We start from the raw sequence: 13,964 nt of genomic DNA on the forward strand, positions 1-13,964 counted from the left end.
TTTACCCTCTTGCTGCCAGTGCGGTAACGCGCTCGTAAGCTTGCCCGCTGTGAATCATGTCCAGTGCCTGCTGCGCATTTTGGCGCAGGTCTTCATGCCCGAATAACTTCAGCAGCAGCGCCACGTTAGCGGCTACCGCAGCGGCGTGAGCCGGGTCACCTTTACCTTGTAACAACCGTGCCAGAATGTCACGATTTTCTTCGGGTGAGCCGCCCAGCAGGGCTTCCAGCGGATAGCTTTGCAACCCAAAGGATTGCGGTGTTAACTGGTAGCTCTCAATTTCACCGTTGTTCAATTCGGCCACATGGGTAGTGGCATGAATCGCCACTTCATCCATTCCGCCGCCGTGTACCACGGCCGCTCGCTGGTAACCCAATACGCGCAGTGTTTCAGCTATAGGCAGCACCAATTCTGGGCTGTAAACGCCGATCAGTGCCAGCGGTGGGCGAGCTGGGTTAATCAGCGGGCCCAGCACATTGAATACCGTGCGGGTTTTCAACTGCTGGCGTACGGGCATCGCATGGCGGAAGCCGGTGTGGTACTGCGGCGCAAACAGGAAACAGACGCCCAACTCGTCCAGCGCTTTACGAGCCTCATCCGCCGGCAGATCCAGGCGAATACCAAATGCCGCCAGCAAATCTGATGAACCAGACCGGCTGGAAACGCTGCGATTGCCATGTTTGGCCACTTTTGCGCCACACGCCGCTGCGACAAAGGCGCTGGCGGTGGAGATATTAATGCTGTTAGTGCCGTCGCCCCCGGTGCCGACGATATCGGCAAACGGGTAGTCTGGACGAGGAAATGGCAGCGCATCGGCCAGCATTGCTTTGGCTGCCCCGGCAATCTCTTCCGGGCGCTCGCCGCGAATTTTCATGCTGATCAGCGCCGCTGCCAGCTGGCTTGGTTCTAACTCACCGCGCACGATGGCGCTGAATAATTGCTGGCTTTCCTGCTGGTTCATCGACTCTGAACGGTACAATTTTTCAAGAATAGTATGCATGGTCGTTTCCCTTGTTATTTCGCCAGCGCCCAGGCCAGAGTTTGCTCAAGCAAACGCGCACCATGGGTGGTCAGGATCGATTCTGGATGAAACTGGAAACCGCATACGCGATGCTTGTCATTACGTACTGCCATCACCATGTCGTTAAAATGGGCGTTAACCGTGAGCTCGGCCGGGATCTTGCTGCCTACCAGTGAATGGTAGCGCGCCACCGGCAATGGATTCGCCATGCCGGTAAACATGCCTTCGCCATCGTGGCTGATTGCTGACGCCTTGCCGTGCAAGATCTCACCGGCTTGGCCAACGTGGCCGCCGTAGGATTCAACAATCGCCTGATGCCCCAGGCAGATACCAATAATAGGCAGTTGGCCGCGCAAGCGTTGCAACAGTTCAGGCATACAGCCCGCTTCAGACGGTGTACCTGGGCCCGGTGATAGCATCAGAACCGGCTGTTCTAACTGCTGCAGACGCTCAATAATCACATCGGCAGAAATCTGGTTGCGGTAAATCACTACCTGATGGCCGCTGGCGCGCAGCTGATCGACCAGGTTGTAGGTGAAGGAATCAACATTATCGAGCAGTAAGATATCGGCCATCAGAACACCTCCTTGGCCTGATGCGCACTGGCAATGGCACGCAGCACGGCACGTGCTTTATTACGGGTCTCATCGGCTTCCGCCTGAGGAATAGAGTCCAACACCACGCCAGCGCCGGCTTGCACAGTGGCAATCCCGTCTTCAACATACGCGGAGCGGATGACAATACAGGTATCCAAATCACCGGTAGCGGTGAAATAACCCACCGCACCGCCGTAGCTGCCGCGGCGGGTGCCTTCAGAGGCAGCGATCAGCTGCATGGCACGTACTTTTGGGGCGCCGCTTAACGTGCCCATGTTCATGCAGGCCTGATAGGCATGCAGCACGTCAAGGTCAGCACGCAGGGTGCCAATCACTCGAGACACCAGGTGCATGACAAAAGAATAGCGGTCTACTTTGGTCAAATCGGCCACGTAGCGGCTGCCGGCCTGGCAGATGCGCGCTAAATCGTTGCGAGCCAGGTCGACCAGCATCAAATGTTCGGCCAACTCTTTGTGGTCGGTGCGCATTTCGAGTTCGATACGGCTGTCGAGATCCAAATCCAGCGACCCATCGGCGCGACGGCCACGCGGGCGGGTACCGGCAATCGGATAGATCTCGATCTGACGGTTGTTGGCGTCGTATTTCAGTGCACTTTCAGGTGAAGCACCAAACAGGGTGAACTCATCGTCCTGCATAAAGAACATGTACGGGCTTGGGTTATTGTCTTTCAGCGTCTGGTAGGCTGCCAGCGGGGCTGGGCAGGGCAGCGAGAAACGACGTGAGGGGACCACCTGGAAGATTTCGCCCTGACGGATGGCCTGTTGCAATTCACTGACCACTGCGCCGTACTCTTCATCGGTCTGGTTACAACTCAGTTGCATGTCTTCGAGTTTCTGATGAGGAATGGGTTGCGGTGTCTGCTTTAATTGAGCCTGTAGCTGTTCCAAACGTTGTTGCAGACGCTGTTCTTCTGCGGCGTCAGCAGTGAAGACACTGGCCTGCAGGCGCGCCACGCCGCGCTGGTGATCCAGCACCAGCAGGGTTTCCGCCAGGTAGAAACAGAAATCAGGGCAACGTTGATCCTGACGCAGTGCAGGCAGGTCTTCGAAACCGGCAACCAGATCATAGGCAAACAGGCCGCCGAGCATCACCGCTTCACGTTCGTCTGCGGGAGAGTCGACCAGTGTGAGTAAGGCGCGCAGTGCATCAAACACCGACAGTGAACGCAGTCGTGCGTCTTCGTCCTGAATAGCATCAATCAGCGGGAAGGTCAGTTCGCGGCCGTTAGGACGCACCTGAATCTGCACTTCGGCGGGCAATGCTTCATCCAGCAATGGCAACATCGCGGCGCCGTTAGCCGTCAGCGCTTGCAATGTGACGGTGCGCCCCAGTGCGGTAATGCGCAAAGCGCTGTCGATCACTAACAAGCTTTGCAGGTTTTGCTTGCTGTTGATTTCTGCTGACTCTAACAGCAGGGTTGCCGGGCGCGCGCCGCACAACTGATGAAAAATGGTGGTGGGATCGCCCCGGTAACTGGCCTCCGCCTTCAGTAATTTGAGCTGTGGTTTGATGTTCGTCATGGGAGTTCCAGTTAAAATTTGTCCAAAAAAAAGCCCGCGTTACCAGCGGGCTTAGGGAATCTGCAGTGTCAGATGACAGGTATGCGTGATTACTCCGCCCGAAAAAGGGAAGTACGCCACCAACGAAGAAGAGAAGTTTGCTTAGTCATTTCTGTGCTCTCTTGTTTATCATCCAACCAGGGATATGCCCTGAACTTGTGTACTAGTTAACTGGTTCGCGAGAATAAAGTCAACCCTCTTTTCGTACAATGTTTTATCGCTAAGTGTGAATTATTTTCATTAAGCTGAAACGCCAGCGCGTCATAATAGATTTCCGTCCAACGGGCGATCGCGGGTATGATAGAAAGCCAAGCCATTGCCGGATATTTCTTTTGACAGACAGCAGCCCCCAGCCCTCCGCATTTACTCTCTACGATCTCCACAGCCATACTACCGCTTCTGACGGCTACCTTACGCCGGCGCAGTTGGTGCAGCGTGCGGTTGAAATGCGGGTGGGTGTTTTGGCGATAACCGATCATGACACCACAGATGGTTTGGCCGCCGCAGCGGCAACCATTGCTGAGTTGTCCCTGCCGCTGCAGTTGGTCAATGGTGTGGAAATCTCCACGTTGTGGGAAAACCATGAGATTCATATCGTCGGTTTGGGTATTGAAACCCGGCACCCGGCGATAGTACAACTGCTGTCCGAACAGACAGAACGCCGTAACCTCCGTGCACAGGAAATAGGTGCACGATTAGCCAAAGCCCGTATCGAAGGGGCATTTGAAGGGGCGCAAAAATTAGCCGACGGCGGGGCAGTGACCCGCGGGCATTTTGCGCGTTATCTGGTGCAAATTGGTATGGCGGACAATATGGCTCAGGTATTCAAGAAATACCTGGCGAAAGGCAAAACCGGTTACGTTCCGCCACAGTGGTGTACAATAGAACAAGCCATTGATGTGATTCATCAATCCGGCGGTCAGGCAGTGATCGCGCATCCGGGCCGTTATGATCTGACGGCCAAATGGTTGAAGCGGCTGTTTGCGCATTTTGCCGCACATGGCGGTGACGCGATGGAAGTGGCCCAATGTCAGCAAGCACCGCATGAGCGTTCCCTGTTGGCAAAGTATGCGCAAGAATATCAATTACTGGCGTCGCAGGGGTCTGATTTCCATCAACCCTGCTCGTGGATCGAACTGGGCCGTAAACTGTGGTTACCCGGTGGGGTTGAACCCGTGTGGCGTGACTGGCCGCAACCGCAACTGGCTAAAGTCGATTGATTTAACGTGGGCGATGCCGCCCGCGTGCATCATTTTAGGAGCAAGTCATGAGTCAGCTTTTTTATATTCACCCAGACAACCCACAGCCACGTCTTATCAATCAGGCAGTGGATGTACTGCGTAAAGGGGGCGTGATCGTCTATCCCACGGATTCTGGTTATGCACTGGGCTGCAAGCTGGAAGAAAAGTCGGCGATGGAACGTATCTGCCGTATCCGTCAATTGGATGGTAATCATAACTTTACGCTGATGTGCCGCGATCTGTCTGAATTGTCGACTTACGCTTACGTCGACAATACCGCGTTCCGGCTGATCAAAAATAACACGCCGGGCAACTACACTTTTATCCTGAAAGCGACCAAAGAAGTTCCGCGGCGGTTGATGAACGACAAGCGCAAAACCATCGGTTTGCGTGTGCCCTCGAACCCGATTGCGCTGGCATTACTGGAAGTGCTTAACGAGCCAATGATGTCGACTACGTTGATGCTTCCGGGTAATGATTTTGCCGAGTCCGATCCGGAAGAGATCAGCGAACATTTGGGAAAACAGGTAGATCTGGTGATCCACGGTGGTTTCCTGGGCCAGCAGCCTACCACGGTGATTGACCTGACGGAGTCCGCACCGGAAGTGGTACGCGAGGGCGCCGGTGACCCAACGCCCTTCCGCTGATGCATTGCCATAATGTTTGCTCATTTTCTGAAAAGTGACTGAAACGGCGTCATTTATCGGTAAAACCGCTATCCTACAATATCAAAAATTGATAATTAGGCAGGATGCGTAGCGATGATTAAATGGGTTTCTTTATTGGTGGCGTTATTATTTTCCTCTGTGGCCAGCGCGGGGTTTTATTCCGGTAGCGCTTTGCTGTCTGAAACCAGCGGCTATGTGAAAAATAAAAGTGGGGCAGCTACCGTCGCTGAAGCTCTCGATGCGGGGATGTTTATGGGGTACGTTGCAGGCGTGTTTGATACCTTTTCTATGCAAGGTAACCGTAGTATTTGTCCGGAAGCGGGCATGAGCGTAGGCACGGCTTCGGATGCGGTTATGCAGTATTTAAATGAGCATCCGGAGCAGCTGCATTACTCCGCACCGTCGGTGATTATGCTGGCGTTAACCGCCGCTTACCCTTGTGCACGGCATTAACGTTGTCCGTTTAGTGCGTATTTTTTCATTAGGTGCGATGCTTTTTCTTTAGCATTATTTCCAATAGATGAAATTGATAAACGCTGTCATTTTACCGCTAACGCAAACGTCCCTTCACCGATTTGGGATATGACGTTCAGGAGAAAAAATGACAGCGTTTCGCTACGGTACCCTTTCCCTCGATTACCATGATTCCGGCTCAGGCCCGCTGACGCTGGTACTGCTGCCTGGTTGGTGTGAACCGAAAACCGTTTTTGCCCCCTTTATCGCGTTGGCTGAACAACACTTCCGTGTGATTAGCCTTGATTGGCGAGGCCATGCGCTGTCTGACCGCGATGAGCAGCTTTCGCTTGGTGCCGAGGAACTGCTGGCAGACCTTCGCCAACTGCTGCTTGAGTTGCAGGTGGGGAAATGTGTGACACTTTCGGTGGCACATGCCAGTTGGATTGCGGTTGCTCTCGCTGAGAGCTTACCTCAACAAGTGCAAGGAATGGTGTTTCTCGATTGGATAATGACGCAACCTGATCCGGCATTTTTTGATTCTGTGCAACACATGCAGCGTCCTGAACGCTGGGTAGCGGCACGTGATGCTTTGTTTAGCTTTTGGCAGGGCGGCATTGTGCACCCGCAGGTTAAACATCATTTAACCGTTGAAATGGCGAAGGAGGATTTCCGTGTATGGCAGGCTGCCGGTGTGGCGATCGAACAAGCCTATCGGCAATATCAATCGCCGCTTAACCGGTTGGGTGCATTAACCTTGCACCCAGCTTGTTGCCATATTTACGCGTTGGATCGTGACGACGATTATTTGCGGCAACAACAGCGGTTTGCGGAGGTTCATTCTTTCTTTTCGGTTGTACGACTTGAGCATGCTTCTACCCATCTTGGTATCCTCGAATGTCCAGAGAGCGTATATCAGGCGGTTATCCGTTTCCTGGATCGCAATTCCCTTCCTGTTTGAATCGACGCGGGTTCTTACCACCTATAACTTTGGATAATCGATCAGGAAATAAAGTGGGTTTCAACACTATTGAAAGCCTGTATAATGCGCGGTTCGATCCAAGTAAATGTATTGTTACTGTTGTGGTGCCAGACGCCGCGGCGGTCATCCCCCCGACGCCTGTGAAGGCGACACTAGAGGTTGCTCAATGAGCGAGAAGTTACAGAAAGTTTTAGCGCGTGCCGGCCATGGCTCGCGTCGTGAAATCGAAACCATTATTGAAGCCGGGCGCGTTAGCGTCGACGGCAAAATTGCCAAGCTGGGTGACCGCGTTGAAGTAACCCCTTCAATGAAGATCCGCCTGGATGGTCATATTGTTGCGATTAAAGAATCTGAAGAAGAAGTTTGCCGTGTACTGGCGTATTACAAGCCGGAAGGCGAACTCTGTACCCGTAGCGATCCTGAAGGCCGTCCAACGGTATTCGATCGTCTGCCTCAGCTGCGCGGCTCACGCTGGGTCGCGGTAGGGCGTTTGGACGTCAATACCTCCGGTTTGCTGTTGTTCACCACAGACGGTGAGCTGGCAAACCGCCTGATGCACCCGAGTCGTGAAGTTGAGCGTGAATACGCAGTGCGCGTATTTGGCCAGATTGACGACGAGAAAGTGAAGCAATTGAGTAAGGGCGTTCAGTTGGAAGACGGCCCAGCCGCTTTCCGCACCATTACCTTCCAGGGTGGCGAAGGTATTAACCAGTGGTATAACGTAACCCTGACTGAAGGACGTAACCGCGAAGTGCGTCGCCTTTGGGAAGCCGTTGGTGTCCAGGTTAGCCGTTTGATCCGCGTGCGTTATGGTGATATCGATTTGCCGAAGGGCCTGCCTCGTGGCGGTTGGACCGAGCTCGAACTGCCGGCGATTAACTATCTGCGTGAACTGGTTGAGTTGAAGCCGGAAACCGTCAGCAAGATGCCGGTTGAGCGTGAACGCCGCCGAGTGAAGGCCAATCAGATCCGTCGTGCCGTCAAGCGTCACACACAGGTTGCTGGCAGCGGTCGCCGTAGTGCACCGGGCAGCAAACCGGGCAAACCAAGCAAGCGCAGTTAATCAGCACGCCGCAGCCTCCAGGACTGCGGCGTTTTCTATTACCAGTCAATACCCTGTTGTGCTTTGATACCCGCATCAAAGGCGTGTTTTACCGGCCGCATTTCCGTAACCGTATCCGCTAACGCTAAAATATCGCGATGGCAGCCACGTCCGGTGATAATCACCGTTTGGTGCACAGGACGTTGCCGAAGCGCCTCCAGCAGTTCATCCAGCTCAAGATAGCCGTAGCTGACCATATAGGTCAGTTCGTCCAGTAGCACCAGATCCAGGCTGTTGTCGGCCAGCATGCGCTTACCCTGTTGCCATACGGCCTGACAAGCGGCGGTGTCTTCTGCTTTATTCTGCGTTTCCCAAGTAAAGCCGGTCGCCATTACCTGGAATTCAACACCATGCTGTTGCAGCAGGTTTTTTTCTCCGTTTGGCCATTCACCTTTAATGAATTGGATAACGGCGGCTTTCATACCGTGACCAACGGCCCGCGTTACTGTGCCAAATGCCGCAGTGGTTTTGCCTTTACCATTACCGGTGAACACCAGCAGTAAACCCCGAGCGTCCTGCGCAGCAGCAATGCGGGCGTCGACCTGTTCTTTCAAACGTTGTTGCCGTTGTTGGTGACGATCTTCAGCCATGATAAAGCCCCTTTATTCGGCTGCGCCGGGTTTGCGGTTCGGTTGGGCATCGAAGCTCATGCCGGTTTTACGACGGCTGTCATCCCCCATCAGATAGAGATAAAGCGGCATGATATCCGCCGGGGTTTTCAGCTTGCTTTTGTCTTCATTCGGGAAGGCAGATGCACGCATTTGGGTACGAGTTCCGCCAGGATTGATGCAATTTGCCCGCAAGTTGCGATTTTTGTATTCATCGGCGAATACCTGCATCATCCCTTCGGTTGCGAACTTTGAAACGGCATAAGCGCCCCAGTTTGCGCGCCCGGTACGGCCGACGCTGGAGCTGGTAAATACCAGCGAACCCGAATTGGATTTCAGCAGCAGCGGCAAGAGTGCTTGAGTGAGCATAAATGTTGCGTTGACGTTGACCTGCATGACGTCCTCCCACATCGCCATCGACAGGTCCGCCATGGGGGCGATATCGCCGAGCAGGCCTGCATTATGCAGCACGCCGTCTAGCCGCGGGACATGCGTCGCCAGTTCGTCTGCCACCTGTTTGCACTGTTCTTGGTTGGTATGCAACAGGTCAAGTGTGATGATGTAGGTTGGCGCGCTGCTGAATTTGGCAATCTCGGCCTGCACGGCTTGCAGCTTACTTTCGGTACGGCCCAGCAGCACCAATTGCGCGCCAAATCTGGCGTAGGTGAGTGCAGCTTCGCGACCAATACCGTCTCCGGCACCAGTGACTAAAATGATACGGTTTTCCAGTAAATCCTGCTTGGGTTGGTAGTGCACAATAATTCCTCGCGCCTGGGTGGCTGGTCTCCCACTTACATCGGGGAGCGGGTGTGGATTGAGAGGCCATAGCAGGAGCAACGGCTCAACTGCATATATGGGCCCACAGCGAATTTGGCTCATCATGTTGATGAATAATCCGTGTTATATGCCTCAAATGGATCGTATTTTCAATGATTAGGCGGCAGAATCGGCATTCTTTTGTAACAAAAATGGAACTGTGCCGCCTTGGGTAAGCCCAAATGCGCCCACATAGTAAAGAAGCAGCACAAGGAATTTTTATTTAGCCGCGACAGCCACCGCGTCGGTTGGCTAGAATGAATGAAGTCATACTAACAACCTGTTAATAAAGGCGGAATCTGTGGAGTTTATATCTGTTTATGGCCTATTTCTGGCCAAAGTCGCGACGGTAGTGATTGCCATCGCTGCGCTGGCCTTGCTGGCGGTCAGCCTGGGGCAACGTAAGAACCGACAGAAAGGGGAACTGCAGCTTACTGACCTTGGAGAGCAGTACCGCGATATGCAGCGCGACATGCGTCTGGCACGTATGGGCGAGGCGGAACAAAAGGCGTGGCTCAAGCAGTTTAAAAAGCAGACCAAAGCCGACGATAAACTGAAGAAACAGCGGGCTAAAGCTGGGGCCGTTGAAGCCGCCAAACCTTGCCTGTATGTGCTGGATTTCAAAGGCAGCATGGATGCCCATGAAGTCACCTCATTGCGCGAGGAGGTCTCGGCCGTGCTGGCGGTAGCGACACCGAAGGACGAAGTTCTGCTACGACTGGAAAGCCCGGGTGGTGTGGTGCACGGATACGGGTTGGCCTCATCGCAGTTGGCGCGTTTGCGTACCGGCGGGATTCGTCTCACGGTGGCTGTAGATAAGGTCGCGGCCAGTGGCGGCTATATGATGGCATGTGTGGCGGATCGTATTGTGGCCGCACCCTTTGCAATTATCGGTTCAATCGGCGTTGTGGCGCAGATCCCTAACTTCCACCGCTTGTTGAAAAAGAATGATATTGATGTTGAATTGCACACCGCAGGCGAGTTCAAACGCACGCTGACGTTGTTTGGCGAAAATACAGAGCAGGGGCGCGAGAAGTTCCGTGAAGATCTGAACGAAACTCATGTGCTGTTTAAAGAGTTCGTTCACCAGCAGCGCCCATCACTGGATATTGACAGCGTAGCGACCGGTGAGCATTGGTTCGGTACGCAAGCGAAAGAGAAGGGACTCATCGACGCGATTGGTACCAGTGACGATTTGCTGATTGCTGAAATGGAAAACCATGAGGTGATCGGGGTGCGTTATGCACGCCGTAAACGCATGATGGACCGTTTTACCGGCAGTGCGGCGGAAAGTGTCGACCGTCTGTTATTGCGCTGGTGGCAACGGGGCGAAAAGCCGTTGCTTTAAGCGAAACGATTAAACCGCAGGGGGCTTAAAGCCCCCTTTTTTATGACTAATCGACCAGATGATATTTATCAGAGAACATGTGGGCCAAGTGTTTAAACATATTAAATACGGCGGTAGTTTTTGCCGTTGGCAATCCATCTTGGTCCAAAAAGAATTCACCACGGAAAACTAAAACGCTGCCTTTTTGTTCAACCTCAGTGGCAATCATGCCATGCATATAATCATCATGGTGACGAATAAGATTATTTGCTTCTTGCAGTAAGGTTTCGCGATCAATGGGTGAGGTATTAGTGCGCATTTATTACACTCCAATCATAAATTCTGGACATATTCTAACGCCAGTTCGCATTTATCCGCAAACAGACTAAGGTTTATTTGCCGTCTGGATGTCTAGCGGTATCTGTCGATTGGCGAAATCTGCCTTTCCGTGCTAATTAGGTTGCGTGACGCTTTTTATCAGGTACAGTGTGGGATTTTGCGGCGTCAGGTGGAAGGTTTTGTTTACGCCATGAATGAGTCTCACACAGCCATACTTCTGGGGCATGGGTGAATTGCAGGCAGGATCAACAACTTGCGTTCAGGTTGAGCAGTTAAGCAACCAATAGAAAAAAACATGTTGATCTCTTGCCAGACTGCCGCAATATAAAAAAGAGATATGAACCGCTGCGGCACGGCGAGATAAAAGACTTCTTTTTAGAAGAAATAAAATTAGGTAAAGGTAAATATGGGTAAAGCTCTCGTAATAGTTGAGTCCCCGGCAAAAGCCAAAACTATTAATAAATATTTAGGTAATGACTACGTGGTGAAGTCCAGCGTCGGTCATATCCGTGATTTGCCGACCAGTGGCTCAGCCAGCAAAAAGAGCGCTGACTCAACCGAAGACAAAGCCAAGAAGAAAGTTAAAGTTAAAAAGGATGAGAAGGCGGCGCTGGTAAATCGTATGGGCGTCGATCCTTACCATGGTTGGGCTGCGCAATACGAAATCCTGCCGGGTAAAGAAAAAGTTGTCGCCGAGTTAAAGTCGTTAGCGGAAAACGCCGACCACATTTATCTCGCAACGGACCTTGACCGCGAAGGGGAAGCCATTGCCTGGCACCTGCGGGAAGTTATCGGGGGTGACGACAAACGCTTTAGCCGGGTGGTATTTAACGAAATCACCAAGAACGCGATCCAAAACGCGTTCAAACAGCCGGGTGAGCTGAATATTGACCGTGTTAACGCACAGCAGGCGCGCCGCTTTATGGACCGCGTTGTGGGTTATATGGTTTCGCCACTGCTGTGGAAAAAAATTGCCCGTGGCCTGTCTGCCGGGCGAGTGCAATCCGTTGCTGTTCGGTTGGTGGTGGAGCGTGAGCGCGACATCAAAGCCTTCGTACCGGAAGAGTACTGGGAGCTGCACGCAGATCTGTTAGCGAAGGGTGACACCACGTTGCAGATGGAAGTGACGCATGCCCACGACAAACCGTTCAAGCCGGTTAATCGTGAGCAGACGCATGCAGCACTTAAACTGCTGGAAAAAGCCCGCTACACCGTACTGGATCGCGAAGATAAGCCGACCAGCAGCAAACCGGGTGCACCTTACATTACGTCCACGTTGCAGCAAGCGGCCAGTACCCGTTTGAGCTTTGGCGTGAAGAAAACCATGATGATGGCCCAGCGCCTGTATGAAGCAGGTCACATCACCTATATGCGTACCGACTCCACCAACCTGAGCCAGGATGCGCTCAACATGGTGCGTGGTTATATCGGTGATAACTTCGGTGACAAATACTTGCCGAAGGCACCGAACCAGTACAGCAGCAAAGAAAACTCGCAGGAAGCGCATGAGGCCATCCGTCCGTCGGATGTCAATGTGCTGGCTGAACAGTTGAAAGATATGGAAGCGGATGCGCAAAAGCTGTATCAGCTGATTTGGCGGCAGTTTGTGGCCTGTCAGATGACGCCAGCGCAGTACGATTCCACCACGCTGTCGGTAAAAGCCGGTGATTTCCAGCTGCGCGCCAAGGGCCGTACGCTGCGTTTCGACGGTTGGACCAAAGTGATGCCTGCTCTGCGTAAGGGTGATGAAGATCGTACCTTGCCGTTTGTTGAGGTAGGCAGCGAACTTGAACTGCAAAAACTGATCCCAAGTCAGCACTTCACCAAGCCGCCAGCGCGTTACAGCGAAGCGTCATTGGTAAAAGAGTTGGAAAAACGGGGTATCGGTCGTCCATCGACCTACGCGTCAATCATTTCAACCATTCAGGATCGTGGCTATGTGCGTGTTGAAAACCGCCGTTTCTACGCAGAAAAAATGGGCGAGATCGTGACTGACCGTCTGGAAGAAAACTTCCGCGAGCTGATGAACTATGACTTCACCGCCCGCATGGAAGACGGCCTGGATCAGGTAGCGAACAACCACGCAGAATGGAAAGCGGTACTGGATGAGTTCTTTGCCGAGTTCAGCGAGCAGCTAGACACGGCAGAAAAAGATCCTGAAGAAGGCGGCATGCGCCCGAATCAGATGGTAATGACCAGTATTGACTGCCCAACCTGTGGCCGTCAGATGGGTATTCGCACGGCAAGTACGGGCGTGTTCCTGGGGTGTTCTGGTTATGCGTTGCCGCCGAAAGAACGCTGTAAGACCACCATTAACCTGGTGCCGGAAACCGAAGTACTGAACATTCTTGAAGGGGATGACGCGGAAACCAACGCGTTGCGTGCCCGCCGTCGCTGCCAGAAATGTGGCACGGCAATGGACAGCTACCTGATTGATAACCAGCGTAAATTGCATGTGTGCGGTAACAACCCGGCGTGTGATGGTTATGAGATCGAAGAGGGCGAGTTCCGCCTGAAAGGGTATGATGGTCCAGTCGTTGAGTGCGATAAATGTGGCTCTGAAATGCACCTGAAAATGGGGCGTTTTGGTAAGTACATGGGTTGTACCAACGAGACATGCAAAAATACGCGCAAGATCCTGCGTAACGGCGATGTAGCACCACCCAAGGAAGATCCGGTTCCATTACCGGAGCTGCCATGCGAAAAGTCGGATGCTTACTTTGTTCTGCGTGACGGTGCAGCCGGCGTCTTCCTGGCTGCCAACACGTTCCCTAAATCGCGCGAAACCCGTGCGCCTTTGGTCGAAGAGTTGGCCCGCTTCAAGGACCGCTTGCCTGAAAAATTGCGTTATCTGGCCGATGCGCCCGTAGCGGATGCCGAAGGCAACAAGACTATGGTGCGCTTTAGCCGTAAGACCAAGCAACAGTATGTCTCTTCTGAGAAAGACGGAAAAGCCACCGGCTGGTCTGCTTTCTACATAGATGGCAAATGGGTTGAAGGTAAAAAGTAAACTTGCAGCCTGAATGCAATATAAAAACCAGCCCCTGTGGCTGGTTTTTTTTATTGGCTAAAGCTGAGAACGGATCTATCCTTTGCTGTTTTTTCCCTCCTGGGCCGGGGATTTCATATTGATCGCAATGCAAAATAATCGTTACCAGAGTGTGACGCGGATCTATACTTGAAGCTGTGGCATGATATAATGGTTATATAAAAAGTTTTTTTATGATTAAA

General features: G+C 52.8%; 11 protein-coding genes, 1 pseudogene and 1 other annotated feature. Of the genes and pseudogenes, 7 read left to right on the top strand and 5 right to left on the bottom strand.

Going from position 1 to position 13,964, the window contains the following annotated elements:
* Position 1: 1 nt before the first annotated feature.
* Both trpD and AC2FCQ_RS01645 read right to left on the bottom strand, forming a co-directional pair.
* Positions 2-1,596 (bottom strand): annotated as a pseudogene (gene trpD / locus AC2FCQ_RS01640) (bifunctional anthranilate synthase glutamate amidotransferase component TrpG/anthranilate phosphoribosyltransferase TrpD).
* Positions 1,596-3,158, bottom strand: a complete 1,563-nt coding sequence (locus AC2FCQ_RS01645; protein WP_490307417.1) for an anthranilate synthase component 1 — start codon at positions 3,156-3,158, stop codon at positions 1,596-1,598. Before AC2FCQ_RS01645 ends, trpD begins: the two are co-directional and overlap by 1 nt.
* Positions 3,159-3,182: 24 nt before the next feature.
* Positions 3,183-3,286: a sequence feature (Trp leader region), on the bottom strand.
* A gap of 243 nt (positions 3,287-3,529) precedes the next feature.
* Here AC2FCQ_RS01645 and rnm point away from each other — a divergent pair.
* The 5 genes from rnm (at position 3,530) to rluB (ending at position 7,604) form a co-directional block, all read left to right on the top strand.
* Entirely contained in the window at positions 3,530-4,417 is an 888-nt protein-coding gene (gene rnm, locus AC2FCQ_RS01650; RefSeq protein ID WP_209633836.1) for an RNase RNM, read from the top strand.
* A gap of 47 nt (positions 4,418-4,464) precedes the next feature.
* Positions 4,465-5,085 (top strand): L-threonylcarbamoyladenylate synthase, encoded by a 621-nt coding sequence (locus AC2FCQ_RS01655; protein ID WP_209633835.1) that lies wholly within the window; start codon positions 4,465-4,467, stop codon positions 5,083-5,085.
* A gap of 114 nt (positions 5,086-5,199) precedes the next feature.
* Positions 5,200-5,559, top strand: a complete 360-nt coding sequence (locus AC2FCQ_RS01660; protein ID WP_404759449.1) for a Rap1a/Tai family immunity protein — start codon at positions 5,200-5,202, stop codon at positions 5,557-5,559.
* A 148-nt stretch (positions 5,560-5,707) separates the two neighbouring features.
* Positions 5,708-6,520, top strand: coding sequence for an alpha/beta fold hydrolase (locus AC2FCQ_RS01665; RefSeq protein WP_490307418.1), 813 nt, complete (start codon positions 5,708-5,710; stop codon positions 6,518-6,520).
* Between the two features lie 187 nt (positions 6,521-6,707).
* Positions 6,708-7,604, top strand: coding sequence for a 23S rRNA pseudouridine(2605) synthase RluB (gene rluB, locus AC2FCQ_RS01670; protein ID WP_490307419.1), 897 nt, complete (start codon positions 6,708-6,710; stop codon positions 7,602-7,604).
* Positions 7,605-7,642: 38 nt separating this feature from the next.
* Here the strand turns inward: rluB and cobO are convergent, their stop codons facing one another.
* The gene (gene cobO, locus AC2FCQ_RS01675) at positions 7,643-8,233 is read right to left on the bottom strand and encodes a cob(I)yrinic acid a,c-diamide adenosyltransferase (protein WP_209633826.1); all 591 of its coding nucleotides are present in this window, start codon (positions 8,231-8,233) and stop codon (positions 7,643-7,645) included.
* Between the two features lie 12 nt (positions 8,234-8,245).
* A complete protein-coding gene (locus AC2FCQ_RS01680; protein WP_265553511.1) occupies positions 8,246-9,007 on the bottom strand; it encodes a YciK family oxidoreductase in 762 nt (253 codons plus the stop codon).
* Between the two features lie 361 nt (positions 9,008-9,368).
* Here AC2FCQ_RS01680 and sohB point away from each other — a divergent pair, with 361 nt between their 5' ends.
* Positions 9,369-10,415: a protease SohB gene (sohB, locus tag AC2FCQ_RS01685; protein ID WP_209633822.1), complete on the top strand. Its 1,047-nt coding sequence runs from the start codon at positions 9,369-9,371 to the stop codon at positions 10,413-10,415.
* Between the two features lie 46 nt (positions 10,416-10,461).
* Here the strand turns inward: sohB and AC2FCQ_RS01690 are convergent, their stop codons facing one another.
* On the bottom strand, positions 10,462-10,713 hold the full coding sequence (locus AC2FCQ_RS01690) for a YciN family protein (RefSeq protein ID WP_490307420.1): 252 nt from the start codon (positions 10,711-10,713) through the stop codon (positions 10,462-10,464).
* Between the two features lie 426 nt (positions 10,714-11,139).
* On the opposite strand from AC2FCQ_RS01690, the gene topA reads away from it, so the two are divergent.
* Complete coding sequence (gene topA / locus AC2FCQ_RS01695; protein WP_265553507.1) at positions 11,140-13,743, top strand: type I DNA topoisomerase; 2,604 nt, start codon at positions 11,140-11,142, stop codon at positions 13,741-13,743.
* Positions 13,744-13,964: the final 221 nt, after the last annotated feature.

This window comes from Serratia sp. CoH_134_PS_4, from assembly GCF_058190535.1.

Excerpts from the sequence above, each read along its gene's own strand:
- cobO (WP_209633826.1), bottom strand. The coding sequence starts at position 8,233 with ATGGCTGAAGATCGTCACCAACAACGGCAACAACGTTTGAAAGAACAG.
- AC2FCQ_RS01660 (WP_404759449.1), top strand. The coding sequence starts at position 5,200 with ATGATTAAATGGGTTTCTTTATTGGTGGCGTTATTATTTTCCTCTGTG.
- AC2FCQ_RS01645 (WP_490307417.1), bottom strand. The coding sequence starts at position 3,158 with ATGACGAACATCAAACCACAGCTCAAATTACTGAAGGCGGAGGCCAGT.
- rluB (WP_490307419.1), top strand. The coding sequence starts at position 6,708 with ATGAGCGAGAAGTTACAGAAAGTTTTAGCGCGTGCCGGCCATGGCTCG.
- AC2FCQ_RS01690 (WP_490307420.1), bottom strand. The coding sequence starts at position 10,713 with ATGCGCACTAATACCTCACCCATTGATCGCGAAACCTTACTGCAAGAA.
- AC2FCQ_RS01655 (WP_209633835.1), top strand. The coding sequence starts at position 4,465 with ATGAGTCAGCTTTTTTATATTCACCCAGACAACCCACAGCCACGTCTT.
- topA (WP_265553507.1), top strand. The coding sequence starts at position 11,140 with ATGGGTAAAGCTCTCGTAATAGTTGAGTCCCCGGCAAAAGCCAAAACT.
- AC2FCQ_RS01665 (WP_490307418.1), top strand. The coding sequence starts at position 5,708 with ATGACAGCGTTTCGCTACGGTACCCTTTCCCTCGATTACCATGATTCC.